Source organism: Larkinella sp. VNQ87, assembly GCF_049445795.1.
In the GTDB taxonomy this organism is placed as follows: domain Bacteria; phylum Bacteroidota; class Bacteroidia; order Cytophagales; family Spirosomataceae; genus Larkinella.
This window is the reverse complement of record NZ_JBMSDT010000009.1, coordinates 146,443-164,956: the sequence shown is the minus strand read 5'-3', so window position 1 is coordinate 164,956 and position 18,514 is coordinate 146,443. Positions and strand designations below refer to the sequence as shown.

19 protein-coding genes are annotated in these 18,514 nt (G+C 51.9%); 9 read left to right on the top strand and 10 right to left on the bottom strand.

What is annotated here, in order from left to right; all coding sequences use genetic code 11:
- The first annotated feature begins 96 nt into the window (after positions 1 to 96).
- From ACO2Q8_RS17110 to ACO2Q8_RS17095, 4 genes are all read left to right on the top strand, one after another.
- The gene (locus ACO2Q8_RS17110) at positions 97 to 1,353 is read left to right on the top strand and encodes an ABC transporter permease (protein ID WP_423346060.1); all 1,257 of its coding nucleotides are present in this window, start codon (positions 97 to 99) and stop codon (positions 1,351 to 1,353) included.
- A gap of 122 nt (positions 1,354 to 1,475) precedes the next feature.
- Entirely contained in the window at positions 1,476 to 2,171 is a 696-nt protein-coding gene (locus tag ACO2Q8_RS17105) for an ABC transporter ATP-binding protein (protein WP_423346059.1), read from the top strand.
- Positions 2,152 to 3,246, top strand: a complete 1,095-nt coding sequence (locus ACO2Q8_RS17100; RefSeq protein ID WP_423346058.1) for a sensor histidine kinase — start codon at positions 2,152 to 2,154, stop codon at positions 3,244 to 3,246. Before ACO2Q8_RS17105 ends, ACO2Q8_RS17100 begins: the two co-directional genes overlap by 20 nt.
- Before the next feature lie 68 nt (positions 3,247 to 3,314).
- On the top strand, positions 3,315 to 3,659 hold the full coding sequence (locus ACO2Q8_RS17095; RefSeq protein WP_423346057.1) for a hypothetical protein: 345 nt from the start codon (positions 3,315 to 3,317) through the stop codon (positions 3,657 to 3,659).
- 108 nt (positions 3,660 to 3,767) lie between these two features.
- Here ACO2Q8_RS17095 and ACO2Q8_RS17090 read toward each other — a convergent pair whose 3' ends face one another.
- Positions 3,768 to 4,220, bottom strand: a complete 453-nt coding sequence (locus ACO2Q8_RS17090) for a ferritin-like domain-containing protein (protein WP_423346056.1) — start codon at positions 4,218 to 4,220, stop codon at positions 3,768 to 3,770.
- An 85-nt stretch (positions 4,221 to 4,305) separates the two neighbouring features.
- Here ACO2Q8_RS17090 and ACO2Q8_RS17085 point away from each other — a divergent pair, with 85 nt between their 5' ends.
- Complete coding sequence (locus ACO2Q8_RS17085; protein WP_423346055.1) at positions 4,306 to 5,091, top strand: LytR/AlgR family response regulator transcription factor; 786 nt, start codon at positions 4,306 to 4,308, stop codon at positions 5,089 to 5,091.
- A gap of 40 nt (positions 5,092 to 5,131) precedes the next feature.
- On the opposite strand, the gene ACO2Q8_RS17080 is transcribed toward ACO2Q8_RS17085, so the two are convergent.
- The 7 genes from ACO2Q8_RS17080 to ACO2Q8_RS17050 form a co-directional block, all read right to left on the bottom strand.
- Positions 5,132 to 6,454 carry a hemolysin family protein gene (locus tag ACO2Q8_RS17080; RefSeq protein ID WP_423346054.1) on the bottom strand — a complete coding sequence of 441 codons (1,323 nt, stop codon included), beginning with the start codon at positions 6,452 to 6,454 and terminating at the stop codon, positions 5,132 to 5,134.
- A 122-nt stretch (positions 6,455 to 6,576) separates the two neighbouring features.
- The gene (locus ACO2Q8_RS17075) at positions 6,577 to 6,804 is read right to left on the bottom strand and encodes a hypothetical protein (protein WP_423346053.1); all 228 of its coding nucleotides are present in this window, start codon (positions 6,802 to 6,804) and stop codon (positions 6,577 to 6,579) included.
- Positions 6,805 to 6,811: 7 nt separating this feature from the next.
- Positions 6,812 to 9,448 (bottom strand): cytochrome c biogenesis protein CcsA, encoded by a 2,637-nt coding sequence (gene ccsA, locus ACO2Q8_RS17070; protein WP_423346052.1) that lies wholly within the window; start codon positions 9,446 to 9,448, stop codon positions 6,812 to 6,814.
- Positions 9,449 to 9,559: 111 nt separating this feature from the next.
- Entirely contained in the window at positions 9,560 to 10,000 is a 441-nt protein-coding gene (locus tag ACO2Q8_RS17065) for a cytochrome c maturation protein CcmE (protein ID WP_423346051.1), read from the bottom strand.
- 85 nt (positions 10,001 to 10,085) lie between these two features.
- Positions 10,086 to 10,295 (bottom strand): CcmD family protein, encoded by a 210-nt coding sequence (locus tag ACO2Q8_RS17060; protein ID WP_423346050.1) that lies wholly within the window; start codon positions 10,293 to 10,295, stop codon positions 10,086 to 10,088.
- A 42-nt stretch (positions 10,296 to 10,337) separates the two neighbouring features.
- Positions 10,338 to 11,036 carry a cytochrome c biogenesis protein CcsA gene (gene ccsA, locus ACO2Q8_RS17055; RefSeq protein WP_423346049.1) on the bottom strand — a complete coding sequence of 233 codons (699 nt, stop codon included), beginning with the start codon at positions 11,034 to 11,036 and terminating at the stop codon, positions 10,338 to 10,340.
- Between the two features lie 7 nt (positions 11,037 to 11,043).
- Positions 11,044 to 11,712, bottom strand: coding sequence for a heme exporter protein CcmB (locus ACO2Q8_RS17050; protein ID WP_423346048.1), 669 nt, complete (start codon positions 11,710 to 11,712; stop codon positions 11,044 to 11,046).
- 316 nt (positions 11,713 to 12,028) lie between these two features.
- Here ACO2Q8_RS17050 and ACO2Q8_RS17045 point away from each other — a divergent pair, with 316 nt between their 5' ends.
- Both ACO2Q8_RS17045 and feoB read left to right on the top strand, forming a co-directional pair.
- Positions 12,029 to 12,268: a FeoA family protein gene (locus ACO2Q8_RS17045; RefSeq protein WP_423346047.1), complete on the top strand. Its 240-nt coding sequence runs from the start codon at positions 12,029 to 12,031 to the stop codon at positions 12,266 to 12,268.
- 60 nt (positions 12,269 to 12,328) lie between these two features.
- Complete coding sequence (gene feoB, locus ACO2Q8_RS17040) at positions 12,329 to 14,461, top strand: ferrous iron transport protein B (protein WP_423346046.1); 2,133 nt, start codon at positions 12,329 to 12,331, stop codon at positions 14,459 to 14,461.
- 693 nt (positions 14,462 to 15,154) lie between these two features.
- Here the strand turns inward: feoB and ACO2Q8_RS17035 are convergent.
- Entirely contained in the window at positions 15,155 to 16,654 is a 1,500-nt protein-coding gene (locus tag ACO2Q8_RS17035) for an NAD(P)H-hydrate dehydratase (protein WP_423346045.1), read from the bottom strand.
- Positions 16,655 to 16,839: 185 nt separating this feature from the next.
- Here ACO2Q8_RS17035 and rplS point away from each other — a divergent pair, with 185 nt between their 5' ends.
- Both rplS and dapF read left to right on the top strand, forming a co-directional pair.
- The gene (rplS, locus tag ACO2Q8_RS17030) at positions 16,840 to 17,217 is read left to right on the top strand and encodes a 50S ribosomal protein L19 (protein WP_423346044.1); all 378 of its coding nucleotides are present in this window, start codon (positions 16,840 to 16,842) and stop codon (positions 17,215 to 17,217) included.
- Between the two features lie 146 nt (positions 17,218 to 17,363).
- Complete coding sequence (gene dapF / locus ACO2Q8_RS17025; RefSeq protein ID WP_423346221.1) at positions 17,364 to 18,134, top strand: diaminopimelate epimerase; 771 nt, start codon at positions 17,364 to 17,366, stop codon at positions 18,132 to 18,134.
- On the opposite strand, the gene ACO2Q8_RS17020 is transcribed toward dapF, so the two are convergent.
- Positions 18,131 to 18,439, bottom strand: a complete 309-nt coding sequence (locus ACO2Q8_RS17020; RefSeq protein ID WP_423346043.1) for a rhodanese-like domain-containing protein — start codon at positions 18,437 to 18,439, stop codon at positions 18,131 to 18,133. The two genes, dapF and ACO2Q8_RS17020, sit on opposite strands and share 4 nt — an antisense overlap.
- Between the last annotated feature and the right edge of the window lie 75 nt (positions 18,440 to 18,514).

Below are 18,514 nucleotides of genomic sequence, written 5' to 3'. Positions count from 1 at the left end.
CACAGAGTTAATTAGAGAAAAACCAGAGTTAATCAGGGTGTTTCTCTGATAACCTCTGATACTCTCTGATCAACCCTGTGTAACAACCCATAAACTATGAACCTCAGAATTACTTCCCAAATCGCCAAAACGCACCTGATGGCGAAGAAGCGGCAGACGCTGGTCGCCATGCTGGGCGTTACGTTCGGGATTGCCATGTTTATTACCATGATTTCGTTCATGCAGGGCGTCAACCAGTTTCTGGAGGATTCGGCGCTGGATGCCAGTCCGCATGTTCGAATGTACAACGAGGTGAACACCCAACGTCCCGCGCTGATTGAGCAACTGAACCGCAGGGATTCGGCCTTTACGGTGGTCTACCACCAGAAACCGAAAGAGCAATTGTCGAAACTAAAAAATGGGCTGTTGATCGCCCGGCGCATCGAACGGGACCCGGACGTTCTGGGCGTTTCCCCACAGCTCAGTACGCAGGTGTTCTACAACAATGGCCCGATTCAGATTTCGGGAACCATTGCCGGAGTCGACATCGATCGGGAGAATCGGCTGTATAATTTGAAATCCCGTCTGAAATCCGGATCGCTCAATGCGCTGCGGAGCAATCCGAACGGCCTCATCGTGGGGCATGTGCTGGCCCGCAAGCTAAACGTCCGGGAGGGGGATAAAGTCAGTGTAACAACGCCGACCGGCAACACGATGATTCTGCGGGTCGTCGGAACGTTCGCGTTCGGAATCGGGACGCTTGATAACACCAAAAGCTACGCCAACCTTTCGACGGTGCAGGAAATCTTGCAGAAAGACGGCAGCTACATCACCGATATTCACATTAAAATGCTTGACCCGTTGCAGGCACTGCCGTTTGGCCAAAAACTGCGGTCGACCTACGGCTATTACACGGAAGACTGGGCAACGGCCAACTCGGCGATTCTGGCGGGTGAAAAAATCCGGAACGTCATGACGTTCGTGGTGTCGATGACGTTGCTGGTCGTGGCTGGTTTTGGTATTTACAACATCATGAACATGAACGTCATCAACAAAATCAAAGACATTGCCATTCTGAAAGCGACGGGTTTTGAAGGCCGGGATATTGTGATGATTTTTTTGTTGCAGGCGGTTTTTATCGGTTTTCTGGGCGGCCTGATGGGATTAGGCATTGGTTTTGGCATCAGCTATCTGTTGTCGATTACGCCGTTCAATACCGGTGATTTTCTGAGCCTGAAGACGTTTCCCGTAATTTTTGATCCGAAGTACTATATCATGGGTATTCTGTTCGGACTGATTACGACGGTGTTGGCGGGGTATTTCCCTTCCCGCAAAGCATCCAAAGTTGACCCGGTTTCGATTTTGCGGGGGTAATGAAATGTCTTGAACCCGGATTACCCGGATTAAGGGATTGACTATGATCTAAAAGATTGCGGTAGCCATCCTGGTTAATCTTTTAATCCGGGTAATCCAGGTTTAGAAAAGAGTCTTAGTCTATGGAAAAGGTTTTAAGAGCATCTCATTTTAACAAATACTTCAACGAGCCGGACCGGTTTCAGGTGTTGAAAGACGTGACGTTCGAGGTCACGAAGGGCGAGTTTCTGGCGATTGTCGGGAAGTCAGGTTGCGGCAAATCGACTTTGCTGTACCTGCTCTCGACGATGGATACGGAGTATGAAGGCACGCTGGAGATTAACGGACAAACCCTGACCGGCCGAAGCCAGGATTATCTGTCAAAATTCCGAAACGAACACCTGGGTTTTGTGTTCCAGTTTCACTTTTTGTTGCCGGAATTTACGACCTTACAGAACGTCATGTTACCGGCGTTGAAACTGGGTAAATATTCGGAAAAAGAAGTGGAACACCGGGCCTACGAAAAGCTGAAGATGATTGGGATGGCCGAGCACGCCCTGAAACTGTCGAGCCGGTTGTCGGGTGGGCAGCAGCAGCGCGTGGCCATTGCCCGGGCACTGATCAACGATCCCACCATTGTGATGGGCGACGAACCCACCGGGAATCTTGACAAAACCAATACCGGCATCGTGTTCGATATTTTCCGTGAAATTGCCCGCGAAAACCACCAGACGATCATTGCCGTGACCCACGACCCCGACTTTGCCGCCGGGTGCGACCGGGTCATCGAAATGTCCGATGGGATGATCATTGCCAGTCATGAAAATAAAGTTCAATAAATACGTTGAGATCTTTTTCCTGGTGGTAGCGCTCTGGGGCGTTATTATCCGGCATTGGGTGTTGCCTCAGTTTACGTGGGTTACGCAATGGCTGTTGTTCGCACTTTCCTTTTTTTTGCTTAATGTCATCTGGATCTTCCATTATCTTTACAACGAGTGGCTGAACCGGCGCTTTCCGTTCGAGCGCAACATCCGGTTGCGGGTTGCAGTCCAGATTTTCGGGGGCTGGGGGGTTGTCAAGACCATCATTTTGGTGACGGGTTATCTGATTGTGACTTACCTCCTGCCTGCGGCCAACCAATCGATCGACCCGGAGCTGTTCCCCTGGATGAACGCTTCCGTGAAGTACATTTCCCCGCAAAACCTGACGCCGATCAATCGGTTTACGATTGCCATTGTTACATTCATTACCTTTTTGGCAAATACGGTTATTTGTCTGGGTTTTATCACCACTCATTTTTTGAAAAGGTGGCAGGAAAATGCCGTTCGGGCGGCTGAGTTGGAAAAAGAAAAAGTACAGGTGCAACTCGACAGCCTGAAAAACCAGATTAGCCCGCACTTTCTGTTCAACAGCTTGTCGTCGCTCGACGGTCTGATTCACGAAAACCCGGATCTGGCATCGCAGTTTCTGCACCAGTTGTCGAAGGTGTTCCGGTATGTGATTCAGCACAAAGACAAAGAATTGGTGAGCCTAACTACGGAAGTTGAGTTTATCAATAATTACATCTCACTTTTGAAAACCCGGTTTAACGGCTCGCTCGATATTCGTATTGCTATCCCGCCGGATGTGGCCGAAAAAGCCATTGTGCCGGTAACGTTGCAGATTTTGATCGAAAATGCCATCAAACACAACGTGGCCAATGCCGGACAGCCGCTCGTAATTCAGGTGATTGCCGATGACGCCTACGTAACCGTTGAAAATAACCTGCAAAAGAAACCGCGCGTCGAAACCTCTAATGGGCAGGGACTGACCAATTTAAATGCTTTATACCACTTTTTGAGTGAAAAAGAGGTGAAAGTGAAGGTGCTGGAGGGGCGGTTTCAAGTAAGCGTTCCACTGGTTGATGCAAAATAAACACGAGGAAGTAGTAAGAAATCCTGAATCGTCGTACATTGGTATCGTTCACCAATCACTCGAAAACTATGGCCCAAGCACATAATGCTGACCAATTACTGGACATCACGCTCCGGGAATTGACGACCGATCCGGTTCATTTGCAGCCCATGGCGGGGAGTTTTATCGATCAATGGGTGCGGGCGCTCGGGTCAGGCCATTTGGTCTGGGATGACATTTCTGACGAGCTGGAACAACTCAAAGCCGCTCTGGCAACCGGCAAACAACTCCAAATTGCGGAGTCGCTGCATTCGCTCGCCAAACTGACCCGAAAAAGTCTGGAGAGTGCCAATGACACGACAAAATCGAAGCTTCAGGAACTGGCCGATACGCTCGATGCGGTTTCGGCCGGATTGGGGCGGAAAGGGAAATAGAAAAGAGTGAGATAACGAATACTGAATAACGAATATCGAATAATGAGGTAATGAACAAACTTTCGATATTCAATATTCGCTATTCAGTATTCGTTATTCCATCCTTCTCTACTCGGTGACATCCCGCAACGTCACGATTTGGTCGCGGGTCTGGCGGAGTTCATCGAGTTGGGTATTGAGGGTCTGCCGGATGTATGACGGAATTTCTTCGTCGTCCAGCACTTCTTCATATTCTTCGACGGCGGCATTTTCGCCGAATACGCAGGATTCCAGCACCGAGTTGCGGTCTTTGCCCGTAAACGTCGACTTAATGTCGATCCAGGCGCGGTGAATTTTGCTACCGGTACTGGTTTCGTCGATACCCGGTACCACACCGCCCATCCGAACGATGTCGTCAGCCAGTTGGCTGCGGAATTTGCGGCTTTGCGATGTCAGATTTTTAAACAGGGAAGCCAGTTCCGGGTCTTCGATGTCCTCGGCGGCTTTCTCAAAACCATTGATGCGGTCGTTGTTGATCTTGACCAGTTCGTTGAGCGAATCAACAATTTCGTCGTTTGTCATGATTGGGGTGTGATGATTGATGTGTGTGTATTTAACTCGATCGGCCTGCGATTGTTTGCCAAAAACGCATCAGAATGCCGAAGATATGACAATTTTATTGATTGAAGATGAACCGCTGGTGGCTAAAACGCTGGCAAGGCTGGTCCGTCAACTGAGCCCGGACGCGCAGTTGCTGGGGCCCTTGGAAAGTGTGGAGTCGGCGCTGGCCTGGTTTCGTCAGCAGCAGGCGGCTCATGTGCCGGAGCCGGACCTGATTTTGTCGGATATTCAGCTTTCCGATGGGGTGAGCTTCGACATTTACCGCGAAGTGAACCCGCAATGTCCGATCATTTTTACCACAGCCTACGACGAATACGCCATTCGGGCGTTCAAGCTTAATAGCATCGATTACCTGCTGAAACCCGTCGAACCCGACGAACTGAAGGCGGCTTTTGACAAGTATCACCGCTGGCGGCAGGGGGGAGCCAGTGCCGGTTTTCCCGAGCAGCTTCGGAATCTGCTCACGGACCTCACCGGGCCTGCCCGAAAATACAAGCACCGGTTTATGGCCCATTACCTGCGCAACATTGTGCCGGTGAACGAAGACAACGTTGCGTACTTCTGCCGGGATGAGCTGATTTACCTTTACACAATGGATGGGCAGAAACTGGTCACCGATTACCATTCGCTGGACGAACTGGAGGAGCTAACCGACCCGGCGGTCTTCATCCGGGCCAATCGGCAGTGTCTGGTGCATCAGAACGCCATTGCCGGGTATCAATCGCATTACAGCGGCAAGCTGATCGTCTCGCTCATAAAACCGGCCGGACTCGATCTGACCATCAGCAAGGAAAAAGCCGCTTTCTTTCGCGAGTGGTTTGAGCAGGGGTAAGCCAGATCCGGTTGAAAAGATCTGAAAACGAAAACCGGAGTCAGTCGTCATCTTCCTCCCGGCGCCCCTTGCTGCCGGTTGCAACGGAAAACTTCACCAGATCAATCCGGGCTTCGTTCATCGAGAGAATGGTGAATGTAAAGGGCGGCATCTCAATGACATCGTTTACGTTTGGAATTTCACCATTGACCGATAAAATGAGCCCGCCGAGCGTATCGTAGTCCCCTTCCGGAATCGCCCAGCCGTATTTTTCGTTCAGGTTCTCGATTTCGTGCCGGGCGCTCAGCAGCCAGGTGTTGTCGTCGAGTTGTTTTTCGTCCCAGTCCTCGTTGGTGTCATACTCGTCCTGAATTTCGCCGAAAATTTGCTCCACCAAGTCTTCCACGCTCACCAGGCCCGAGGTTCCGCCGAACTCATCGACCACGAGCGCCAGACTTTTCCGTTCGGCCAGGAATTTTTCCAGCAGCAACCGGGCGGGCATACTGTCCGGAACGACGCGAATGGGGGTCAGGATGCTTTCAATCGTTTGCGGTTTCTGGAACAGTGACAACGCGTGACAATAGCCGATCACATCGTCGATGTTGTCGCGGTAGACCACAATTTTCGAGTGGCCGCTTTCCTGAAAGCACCGTTTCAACTCGTCAATCGGATCATCGACATCCACCGCCGTGATTTCCGTGCGGGGAATCATACAGTCGCGCACCGATACATTCCGGAAATCGATGGCATTATTCAGGATTTCGGTATCGATGTCAATTTCTTCCTCATCGTCACCGTCGATCGTCTGTTTCTGCTGGTTGACCTGCTGGAGGTACTGGTTCAAATCGATCAACCCGAAAACCGGCCGGATTTCGGAATACTGGCTCCCCGGGATGATTTTGACGATGCCTTTCGTGAGCCAGACCATCAGCCGGACAATGGGCGCAATGGCTTTGTAAATGACCCAGATCGGGATGGCTAGCCGTTCCATGAAGGCGTCGGGGTGGATCAGCGCCAGACTTTTCGGCACATAATCGCCAAACGGCATGAAGAAAAACGTTAGAATCAGCGTTTCCATCAGGATCAGCGTGACCGGGTGGGTGAAGCTTTCGGGCAAGTACGCCGACAGCAGCGGGTTCAGCACCGTGACTCCCAGGACGCCGTAGAGCACCAGAAACAGGGTATTCCCCGTCAGCGTCGTCCCGACAAAGAGAATAGGCTGTTTCAGAAAAGCCGACACCAGTTTTTCACCCAGCGGCCCCTGTTTGCTGTGCAGCTCAAAGTACAGCCGGTTGACCGACTGGTAGGCCATCTCGACCGCCGAGAAAAAACCGGCCAGCACCAGCGCGATAAACGCGCCGAGCAGAATGCTGTAGGATTCCATAAAATATCGTCCTGAACTGTCTGAACTGGGATTACGCGGATTCAAAGATTAACTGGGATGGCTACCGCAATCTTTTACATCCTAGTTAATCCTTCAATCTGTGTAAGCCGGGTTCAGATGACTCAGGACTTTTTTTTCTTTCGTTTGGTTGCCTTAACCGGCGTCGGCGGTTTTTGTTCCGGGCGGTTCAGGCGCTGGCCACGAACATACAGAAAAGCCAGCAAAAACGCCAGACACAGCATCAGCAGCCAATAATGCTCCCGGAACGTGCCCGTTCGGCGGAACTCCAGCACCCAAAGAATAAGGCACCCCAGTGACAGGGCGCCCAAAATGGTTTCTTTTATTTTCATGAATCGGTTACCGGGCAGTACTGACCAGCGACGGTTTTTTCTTATCGCGCATCTGGGTAAATTCCCGGTACCGTCGGACAGCCGCCATCGAGAAGCCAATCACCAGCACAAACGTACCGATCCAGAGCAGGTTGATCAGTGGCATTTCCTTCGCCTTCATCACGATGTAATCCCGCTGGGTGGTGTTGGCGGTAAAGGTAAACAGGCCGGTACGCGGGTCGATTTCGTTCAGTTGCAGCCGTAAGCCCAGTTCCTCGTTGGTTTCAGCTTTGCGGCCCACCATGCGGTCTTTGATGATAAAGGCCGGTTTCAGCACGTATTCGCGTTCTTTATCGAGCACCCGGATCACGGCTTTGACAGCGGCATCGTTGGGACCGAGGGGTGTTCCGTCGACTTCGCGGGTTTGCTCGATGTTGTCAAAAACCGCCACGTAATCGTTGACGAAGAACGTGTCGCGGGGCGCAATCCGGTACGTTTCGGTCGGGCTCCAGGTACCTTCACTATTCGGGTCCGGAACCGTCGCTACGTACGTATAAAGGTCTTTGCCGGGCATCCGCCGAATGTCGGGAGAAGGCAGAAAACCGCCTGTTCCCATCTGCTCGTTGATCTGACCACGCGGGAAGAGCGTAAAAACCTTGCCGCCCGGTTCGCGGTACTCGACTTCGTAGTAGGTGTTTTCAGGGTGCAGCGCAACCGTATCGCCTTTTTTGTGATACAGCTTCCCGTTCTGTTCAATATCCCGCAGCGCAATGCCGTGGTAGCTGAGTTCCGGTCCGGCGCCCTCGATCGGTTCGACCCAACTGCGGGGCACGTAATCCGGGACATCCCGGATCTCGATCCGTTGTCCACGATAGGTCAACAGGTAACCGCTCATTTTCTGCGGTTGATTCAGCCACAGAATGACGTTTTCCTTGTTTTCCTTGTTGTCGTTTTTCGTGAAATCCTCACTCTTCGAAATGAGCAAACCGGTGGTGTTCAGCGACACAATTTTGGAGTAACCGGCCGAAAACAGCACGCCGATCAGCATGAGGGCCATCCCAATATGGGCCACGGCCCCGCCCGAAAGCCGGTAATTGCCGCGAAAAACACCCCAAAGAATACTTGAGTTGGCAACAATGGCGAATACAGAGGTCGTCAGCAGCGCCATGAAAGCCGGTTTGGTGATGTTGCCGTAAGCAATCAATCCTCCACTGATAAACAGCGTAATCAAGGCCGGAGTAATGAGCGCGTTCAGGTTGTTTTTGCCCGTTTTACGCCACCAGACGTATTGCCCGATCCCGGTCAGGACGGCCACGGCCGAGAAAAACCAGACCTGGAATTTGTTGAAGTGAGCCACCTGATCGGCGGGCATGGCGATGTTGGGACTGAACCCAAAGGCTTCGCCGATTTTGTTGTAAACCGGAAACGAGGTGGTGTTCAGAATCTGAAAACCGGCCAGGCAGAGGACTACGGTTCCAATGAAAAGCCAGAATTCGCGCGAATAGACGGAGGTTTCTTCCTCGTCTTTCTCGATCCGGTTCCACTTCACGACCATCAGCGCCACCGCCAGCACGACAAACACCAGCATGTAAATCAGCAACTGGCCCGACAGCCCTAAATCGGTAAAAGAGTGAACTGAACCGTTCCCCAAAATACCGCTGCGGGTCAGGAAGGTCGAATACAGAATCAGCAAAAAGCAGGAAACCGACAGGATGATAGCGGTTTTCAAACCGGTCGAGCTTTTTTTGGCAATCAGCATCGCGTGAATGGCACCAATCAGCACCAGCCAGGGCACCAGCACCGAGTTTTCGACCGGGTCCCAGTTCCAGTAACCGCCGAAGTTCAGCGTTTCGTAGGCCCAGTAACCACCCATCAGAATTCCGACGCCCAGCACCATCGCCGAAAACAGGGCCCAGGGCAGGGCCGGGCGCATCCATTCTTTCAGTTCATTTTTCCACAAACCGGCAATGCAGAACGCAAACGGAATCAGCGTCATGGCATAACCCAGGAACAGCGTCGGCGGGTGGATGACCATCCAGTAATTTTGCAGCAGCGGGTTCATACCCTTGCCATCTTCCGGAATGTAACTCGGATTGCTCGTAAAAATGGGCGCATCCGGCATGGCTTCCCGCAGCAGCAGGAACGGCGAACTTCCAATTTTGAACGTGCCGCCAAAGACCACCCCCAGGATCATAGACGCCAGAAAGGCCTGAACCAGCGCAAAAACCGTCATCATCGGAGCTTCCCACTGGTGCGTCGTCTTTCGGCCCGGTCGGTCATCCCGGTTGGTGTAGATCAGTACCACGCCCAGAATGGCATTCCAAAACAGCCAGAGCAGAAAACTTCCTTCCTGACCGTGCCAGAAGCTGGAAAGGACGTACTCGGCAGGCAGCGCCCGCGAGGAATAGCTCCAGGCGTAGTGGTATTCGTAATAGTTGTTGAAGATGATGTAAAACAGGCTACCTACGATGCCCATAATGGCCACCGTGTGGACGTAGAAGGCACCCCGGGCCAGCCAGCGCCATTGGGTAAGCTCGGCCTTGTTCCGGAGCAGTTCGTTGTTCGCCAGGGCTATGCGCAGGTAGGCAAACGTCGATACCAGCGACGTTACAAAGGAAAGAATAACAAAAAAATGCCCGATTTCACCGGCAGTCGTATGAATCATGGTTGAATGGCTTAATGTTCTTGGATGACTCTTGTGCTGTTTCGCGGAGATGAGCGGAGCCTCGGTTTGACTCCGCTCATCTCCGCGAAATAACAGAAGCATCACTCGAACTTAAATACTCGCTTTTTGAGCTTCGTACTCCTTCGTTTCCAGCTTGTTTTCCTGGTATTTCGACGGACATTTCAGCAGGATCTTGTCGGCCCGGAAATGGTCGCCTTCCATGCTGCCGATGACTACCACCTGCTCCGACCGGTCGAAATCCTGGGGTTTGGGCGCGTTGTAGATCACCTTCTGGACCCGGTTTTCATTATCGATCAGCGTAAACTCGAAGTGGTTCGGATCAACCTGCGGCTGGTAGGTCATGTTCAGAATCTGACCCTTCGCGTCTTTGGTAAGTTTACCCACCACATGCACGCCGTCTTTTTCGCCACTTTCGGCCATTTCAGCCGCCTGGGTGAAGGTCACGTAGGAACTGGCGTCACCGGCCGTCGAAATGATGATGCCGATAGCCAGCGCAATAACAATGATGCCGAGAATATGGGTTGTTTTCATTTGTTTTAAGGATAAAGAGACAAGACGAGAGAGGAAAGAAAAAAACGGAAACGCTTTTGTTGCTCTCTGATCGATCGTCTCCTGTCTATTTCATAATTTCCTTTTCCAGCTTACTAATTTTGGTGTCCAGCCGAATGAGGTACAGAATAACCCCCGCGAAGGTGACCAGAAAAACCGCCACCACAACCCATATTTTACCATCGGCCCGAAGCCGGTCAGCCATCTCAATCTCCTGAGCCTGAGTGCTGAACGACAGCAGCAACAGCAAGCAAAGGACGAGGAATCTATGTATCATGTGTAAGAAAAGTATAAGTTAGTAACAAGTTTTCAAGCCTAATCATTCCGCCGTGGTGTGCGCTTTGGGCTGCACATCGTTGACGTTATCCAGCCGGTCGCGGAGTCGCCGGAGCCGCACCCGCAACTGCGTCATCCAGACGCCTATCAGCGTCATTCCGATGACACTGGGGTACAGCACCATCCGCATGCCATTGTCCATGTCATACTGACCGAAAGCCGGGTTGCCGCCGTTTCCGGGGTGTAGCGAGTCGGTCAGCCGGGGCAGCACGAAGATCAGCGGGACAAAAACCGCAAAGGCAAAAATGTTGTAAATCGCCGAAATCCGGGCCCGGCGCAGTTCATCGTCGAACGAATTACGCAGAATCAGGTAGGCAAAATACATCAGCATCCCCACGGCCACGCTGTTCAGTTTGGGGTCGTTCGGCCAGGGATCTCCCCAGGTCACACTGGCCCACAGCGAGCCCGTGGCACAACCCAGCAAACCGTACAGAATGGCGGCATTGGCAAACTCTACTGAGATATGGTCATCGTCCAGACGTCCTTTGCGCAGATACCGGATCGCAAAAATCATGGATGTCAGCATCAGAATCAGCATCGAAAACCAAAGCGGCACGTGAAAATAGACGTTCCGGATGCTCTCGTTCAGGATCGGCTGCCGGGGGACGGTACCGAGCAACCCGACCCAGATCACGTAGGTCATGATCACGACGGCCAGGGCTTTCCACCAGTGTTTTTTCATAGTCAGTTTAACTTCTCCACAAATAGGGAAATAACATTACCGAGAGCGCCAGGACGATGGCATCGATGGCCAGCAAAGTACCGATTTCGTCCAGACTTACGCTACGGTCTAATCCATCAAGTGCATTTTTTGATACCCGAATCAGCATAAGCAGCAGCGGAAGCACCACCGGAAAACTCAGCACCGCCATCAGCGTAGCGCTGTTTTCGGCTTTCGAGGCTATCCCAGCCACCAGCGTCAGCGAAGCAGCAAAGCCGATGGCCCCCAGCAATAAATTAACGATAAATAGGGGCATGTCCATGCCTTCGCCCGGCACACCCATCACCAGGGTATAAATACCGAAGCCCAATCCGGCCAGCACCAGCATCAGCAGGGTGTTGTACACGATTTTAGACAGTATAATTTTCTGCGGACTGATCAGAGTGTAGTAATACAACAGCCGACCCGCACGTTCCTGCACGAAGCTTTTGGCAATGGCGTTGATGGCCGTAAACAACAGAATAATCCAGAACAAGGCGTTCCAGACCATCGGCGTCAACTGGTTCCGGCGCAGGCTGAAACTCAGGAAACAGACAAAAACCGTGCTGACGATGTAGAGCAACATGCCGTTCAGGGCGTAGCGTTGCCGCCACTCCAGCCGAAACTCCTTGCCAATCAGGACACCAATCTGTTGCATGGTACTCGAAATAGGGGACTTAGCCCGTAAATTTTCTGGTACTGCCAAATCCGCCTTGAATTGTTTATACCAGATTTTGCAAAATTACAACACAAACCGCAGTTCCGCTTGATAAAAATACCGGTTTTTTCTTAAATCGGCCCGACCGCTCCGAACCGCCACCCGGTTTTGAAGCCCCGCAGTTTTCAAACTAATTTTGTCGTTTGATTCCTTTGAAAACCGCTGATCCAGAAATTTTGAAAGGTTCGGTTGTAAAAGCGAACAGGAATCGTTTAACTTGCGTTAGTTTGTAATAAATCTAAATAAGCCGGAGTTCATGGCAAACCGTAACGAAGACAAACGTAGTGTAGCCGATTTGAAAATCGGTGAAAAAGCCGTGATTCGGTCGTTCAGCGATCAGTGGCTGTCGCTTAAACTGCTTGAGATGGGGTGTTTACCCGGTACGGAAGTCAGCCTGCACTGCAAAGCGCCGTTGGGTGATCCTATTTGCCTGAACCTCTCCGGATACTGCTTGTCCATGCGGAAGTCAGAAGCCGCCACCATTCTGGTTGATTAATCGTACCGATATAGCCCTATACTGCGGGTCAGTTCGTGGCTATTTTATGTTATTGAATCCTTGAAATCAAAACCTGTCATCGCCCTGGTGGGCAATCCGAATTCCGGCAAATCGTCCCTGTTTAACCAGTTGACCGGTCTTCGTCAGAAAGTAGGGAATTTTCCGGGCGTTACGGTCGACAAAAAGTCGGGCACGGCTTTTCTGAACGATGGTACTGAAATCCTGGTGGTCGATTTGCCCGGCGTGTACAGCATTTATCCCAAATCCGCCGACGAACAGGTCGTTACGGACATCCTCGCCAATCCGACTCATCCGGATTATCCGGATCTGGCCATCGTCGTGGTCGATGCCTCAAATTTAAGCCGCAATCTGTTACTGTTCAGCCAGATTCAGGATTTGGGCGTGCCGGTAATCCTGGCCCTGAACATGCTCGATATTGCCCGGCAACAGCAACTGGACGTCAATGCCGTGCGGTTGTCAATGCAGTTGGGCGTTCCAGTCGTCAAGATAAACGCCCGGACGGGTGAAGGGCTGGATCGGTTGAAACAGGCGATCAGTCAGTTTAGTGGAAAACCGATTCACGGAAACCAGCTTTTTTACGATCCGGAACTGGCTACTACAACCACCGACGTCAAGGGCTTGCTGTCCGACGTTCGCAGAGAATACCAACTGACCAATAAATACCTGGCGCTTCAGTACGTCATTCAGCACGACGGTTTTTCGTTTCTGGGTCAACCAGAGCGCGTCGGGTTGGATCGGCTGATTGAAAAGTATAACTTCAACGAACTTGATTTTCAGGCCAAAGAAACCATCGGGCGTTACGAGCGCATTGTTGAGGTGGTCAGGGAAGTAGTCACGGACAAACGTCCGCTCGATCAGCCCACCTGGAGCCAGCGGATCGACCGGATTCTGCTGCATCCGTTCTGGGGCTACGCCATCTTTGCAACCATTTTGTTGTTGATTTTTCAGGCCATTTTTGCCTGGGCCCAACCCTTCATGGACGGCATCGACGCGGGGGTAGCCTGGTTGAACGGAACCCTGCACGAAAGCCTGCCCGAAGGTCCGCTGACCGATTTGCTGACCGATGGCATCATCGCCGGAATCGGTGGGGTAGTGGTGTTCATTCCGCAGATTGCCTTTCTATTTCTACTGGTTTCGTTGCTTGAAGAATCGGGGTATATGTCGCGCGTCATGGTACTTATGGACCGAATCATGCGGCAGTTTGGCCTGAACGGTCGGAGCGTGGTGCCGTTGATTTCGGGCGTGGCCTGCGCGGTTCCGGCCATCATGGCAACCCGTAGCATCGGTTCCTGGCGCGAGCGACTGATTACCATTCTGGTTACTCCCTTGATGAGTTGTTCGGCCCGGTTGCCGATTTACACCATCCTGATCGCCCTCGTCGTACCCGAGAAAACCGTGCTGGGTTTTCTGAATTTGCAGGGACTCGTGCTGATGGGACTTTATCTGCTCGGGCTGGTGGCGGCCTTGCTGGCTGCGTATGTCTTTAAACGCATTGTCAACGCCCGGGAGCGCGGGCTGTTTGTGATGGAGCTGCCGACCTATAAATGGCCCCGCTGGAACCATGTCGGCATCACGGTCTGGGATAGCGTGACCTCGTTTGTCTGGCAGGCCGGGCGGGTGATTGTTGCCATCTCAATTATACTTTGGGTGCTGGCTTCCTATGGCCCCGGCGATGCGCTGGACCAGGCCGAAAACCGGGTGCGTCAGCAATCCGGCAACCTTCCGGCTGAGGAAGTCGAAAACCGGGTTGCTTCCGAAAAGCTGGAAGCCTCCTATGCCGGGCGGTTCGGGAAGGTGCTGGAGCCGGTGATCAAACCGCTGGGATACGACTGGAAGATCGGGATTGCACTCATCAGCTCGTTTGCCGCCCGGGAGGTATTTGTTGGTACGATCGCGACGATTTATAGCATTGGCAGTGCGGAGGAAGGAAACGACAATACGGTACGGCAAAAGCTGGCGGCTGAAGTGAATCCGGAAACGGGTGGACCCATGTACACACCGGCCGTAGCGTATTCACTGCTGGTTTTTTACGTGTTTGCCATGATGTGCATGAGCACCATTGCGACGGTTTACCGGGAAACCCGGGGCTGGAAATGGCCGCTGATTCAGCTCGGTTACATGAGTGTACTGGCTTATGTCTCCGCCTTTTTAGTTTATCAACTTCTGAAATAAAAAAGATTTCCCGAATTGAAACTTGGCAATTGCCGCTGTTTCGCTTCGGGAAACCCTTCTAATGTTATCAAAGAATGCGTTACCAGAGCAATCCTTTCGAAATGATCGGATAGATGAAGTGGAAAAGAATGTAAGCAAAAATCATGACTGTCAGGACACCGAGTAATGAAATCTGATCGATTTCAAAGCGAGACCGACGGCTGGGACGATTGACTCTCCATTCTTTCTGAACAACATTTCTCATGGTAACTTTCGACTAATGGTGTGGTGTTAATTGATATAGCGGTGTTGGATATAGTTGCAAAGTTCAAAAACTAGCTTGATTCCGGGAAGCGTACAACTACGTAATTTGTAAATCAGGTAGTTTCCGCAACGGAAATTGTTCTTTTTACTTAACTAGGTTTCAAATTCTATTCCAATCCTCATTCAGGCCACTTTCAAGTTTAATGATGATTAGGTAAAGTGTTGGTTAGCAGAATTATTGCACCCAATAAAAGAACATTAAATTTGGTGCCCTATCGTATGTATTGCCTGGTAAAAAGTGAGTAAGTGTGGAGTTTTGTCTACACCACTTGTGAACCTTTTACACACTTAAGACCCGCGTATATCTACGATGGTTGGAGGGGAATTAGATTTCAGGAGAAAAAATTAATCTCTATTCGGGAGGTTCATGCTTAAAAGCAAGAAAGGTACTCAATCCCAGCGAAGTGCCTCAATTAGATCCGAAGCCGTCAAGCCAATCTGCCCGCGCTGACTAGCGGCCCGGTCGCCGGCGCGACCGTGTTCGTATACGCCCAGCACGGCGGCTTCCACGGGGTCGTAGCCCTGGGCCAGCAAAGCCGTCAAAATGCCCGTCAGCACATCGCCGGTTCCCCCGGTGCTCATGCCCGGATTTCCGGTCGAATTGAAGTGGGTAGTTCCGTCGGGGGTAGCAATGGCGGTGTTAGCTCCTTTCAGCACCACAACCAGCCGGTTTCGCTGGGCAAAATCCCGCAGAATGCCCAGCTTGTCATAATCACTCGTCCAGCGCCGGGTCAGCCGTTCAAATTCCTTCGGATGGGGTGTTAGAATGCTGTTTTTCGGAATCTGGTTGATCAGATCACGGTTTTGCGCAATCAGGTTGATGGCATCGGCGTCGAGAACCATCGGTTTTTTTACCTTACTGAGCAAATTCCGCAGCATTGACAGTGTTTCGGGGGCCGTGCCGATCCCCGGTCCGACACCGATGGCGGAATAGGTACTTGGTTCCGGGCTTTCCAGCTCTGACTGGCCGGTCAGAACATGAATATGACCGTCGGGCTGGCACATGGCTTCGGGCACGGCGGTTTGCAGTACTTCATAACCACAACGGGGTGTTTGCACCGACAACAGGCCTACTCCCGACCGCAAACAGGCCCGCGAAGCCAACACACTGGCCCCGATTTTTCCGTAACTCCCCGCCAGCAGCAGCGCGTGCCCAAACGAACCTTTGTGTGAAAACCGGTCGCGCTGACGGAGTAAATGCCGGACTTCCTTATCGGTGGTGTAAAAATAGGTGGTGGGCGTTCGTTCGATGAAAGCCCGGCTGAGGCCAATGTCCACCCACTGCCACTCGCCCACGTACCGGCTCAGTTGTGGTTGCAGAAAAGCGAGTTTAGGGAGTTGGAAGGTAACCGTATGATCGGGTTGTACAATGGTTGAATTCGGACCGTTGGCTGCATCGGCAAACAAACCGCTGGCGATGTCGACGGAGACGACCGTGGCCGGGCTGTGGTTCATGGCGTCGATGACCGACTGGACGATGCCCTCGGTGGTTCGGGACAGGCCAGAGCCGAGAATGGCATCGATCACCACTTCATTTGGCCGAATGACCGGAATATCCCGTTCGTTTTCGATGTAGTTGATGGAAGCAATCAGTTTCAGCCGCCGGTGGTTGTGCATAAAGTCTTCCGACTCGCGGGGCGCGTAGCGGACCACGTACGTTTGCACGGTGTACTCCAATTGAATCAGGAGCCGGGCAATGGCCAGCCCATCACCACCGTTGTTGCCCAATCCGCAGAAGATCCGTATCGGCCGGTTTTTATCAAAGCGAGCCGTGTACCAGTCGGTAAAAGCCTGAGCGGCCCGTTCCATCAGGTTGATCGGGGCAATCGGCTCGTGTTCGATGGTATATTGATCAAGGGCACGGGTTTGTTCGACGGTCAGAATCTTCATACGTTGGGTAGCAGAGGGCCAGCGGACTGCACTGGCGATTTAGGTATTCGACAGACGAAATAGCTAAAAAGCCGCTAACCTTCCAACCGTTCAATTTATTTCAGGCTAACTATTTATAAAACGGAAAATTATGGATACCTTTGCGGCTCAATAAGAATTTTCATACCCCCGAGATATCTACGGTCATGAGTGAGTTAATCAAACTGGTCGAATCTGAGAATGCAGGTCGCCGGGCTAGCTTCCCCGACTTTCAGGCAGGCGATACAGTCAATGTACACGTTAAAATCCGTGAAGGAAACAAAGAGCGGATTCAGGTTTACACCGGTACGGTCATCCAACGCCGGAACCCGAACACCAACGGGGAAACGTTTACGGTACGCAAAATTTCCAACGGTGTTGGGGTAGAACGGATCTTCCCGGTTCTGTCACCGAACATCGATAAAGTTGAGCTGGTTCGTCTGGGTAAGGTTCGTCGTGCCCGCCTTTTCTACCTCCGGGGTCGTCAGGGCAAGGCTGCTCGTATCAGAGAGCGGAAAGCGAAAACCAGACAGCCACAAGCGTAACGGTACTGCCATCAGAACGAGAAGCTGTCTGCAAAGACGGCTTTTTTTGTTTCACAAAAATGAAGAGTTAAGAATGAAGAATGAAGAGTTAGGCTGACGCACATTAACTCATAACTCTTAATTCTTAACTCTTAACTCCATCCATGATTTCTTTCTACAAATACCAGGGAACCGGCAACGATTTTATCCTGATCGACGACCGCGACGAATCGTTTCCGGTCTCGCAGGAACGCATTGCTCACCTCTGCCACCGTCGGTTTGGCGTTGGCGCCGACGGCCTGATTTTGCTCCAAAACCACCCGGAGTACGATTTCCGAATGGTCTACTTCAACGCCGACGGAGCCGAAGGAAGCATGTGCGGCAATGGTGGGCGCTGCATTGTCCGGTTTGCGCACGACTTGGGGCTATTCGAGAAACAAACCCGGTTTCTGGCGGTCGATGGCGAGCACGAAGCGGTGGTCGATGGGGGTGAGGTTTCGTTGAAAATGAACGAAATAGCGGGAATTGAGCAGCATCCTGATTACACCTTCCTGAATACTGGGTCACCCCATTATGTCAAGATTGTCGAGGATGTGGAAGCTATGGATGTAGTGGCCGAAGGACGGCCCGTTCGCTATAGCGAGCGGTTTGCACCCGGCGGTACGAATGCTAATTTCATCGAACCGATTGGCGACAACACGCTGTTTGTCCGAACGTATGAACGGGGCGTGGAAGAAGAAACCTATTCCTGTGGCACAGGCGTAACGGCTTCGGCTCTGGTGGCTCACCGGCAACTCGGCATGCAAAGTCCGGTGTCGATCCAGACGCTGGGCGGTAATTTGCGCGTTTCGTTCAGAACCCGGGATGATGGCAGCTTTACGGATCTCTACCTGATTGGCCCGGCGGTTCGGGTCTACAGCGGAGCCGTCGACGTTTAATCTTCAGCCCCCAGGATACCGCCGTGGAGGTGATAAATGGTTTTTGTCTGCATGTCGGGCTGGCGGCATAAATCCTTGGCTGCCACCCGGCTGCGAACCCCGTTGGTACAGACGACAATCAGTGTATCATACGCGAGCAATTCCTGCCGTTTGTTACGGATATCGGCCAGCGGAATGTTGACGCCACCAATATTGAATTCTTCAAATTCCCATTCATCACGCACATCGACAATCACGGTTTCCGGCTGGGTGACCAGTGACGCCATCTCTTCCGTTGAGATGTCTGTATACGTTTTCGGGTTCACGCGTGACAAAAATAAGGTGTTGCTTACCAAACACGAAAAATTCTGAGCGTGTTTGCCGTTGCGGCAAAAATGTTC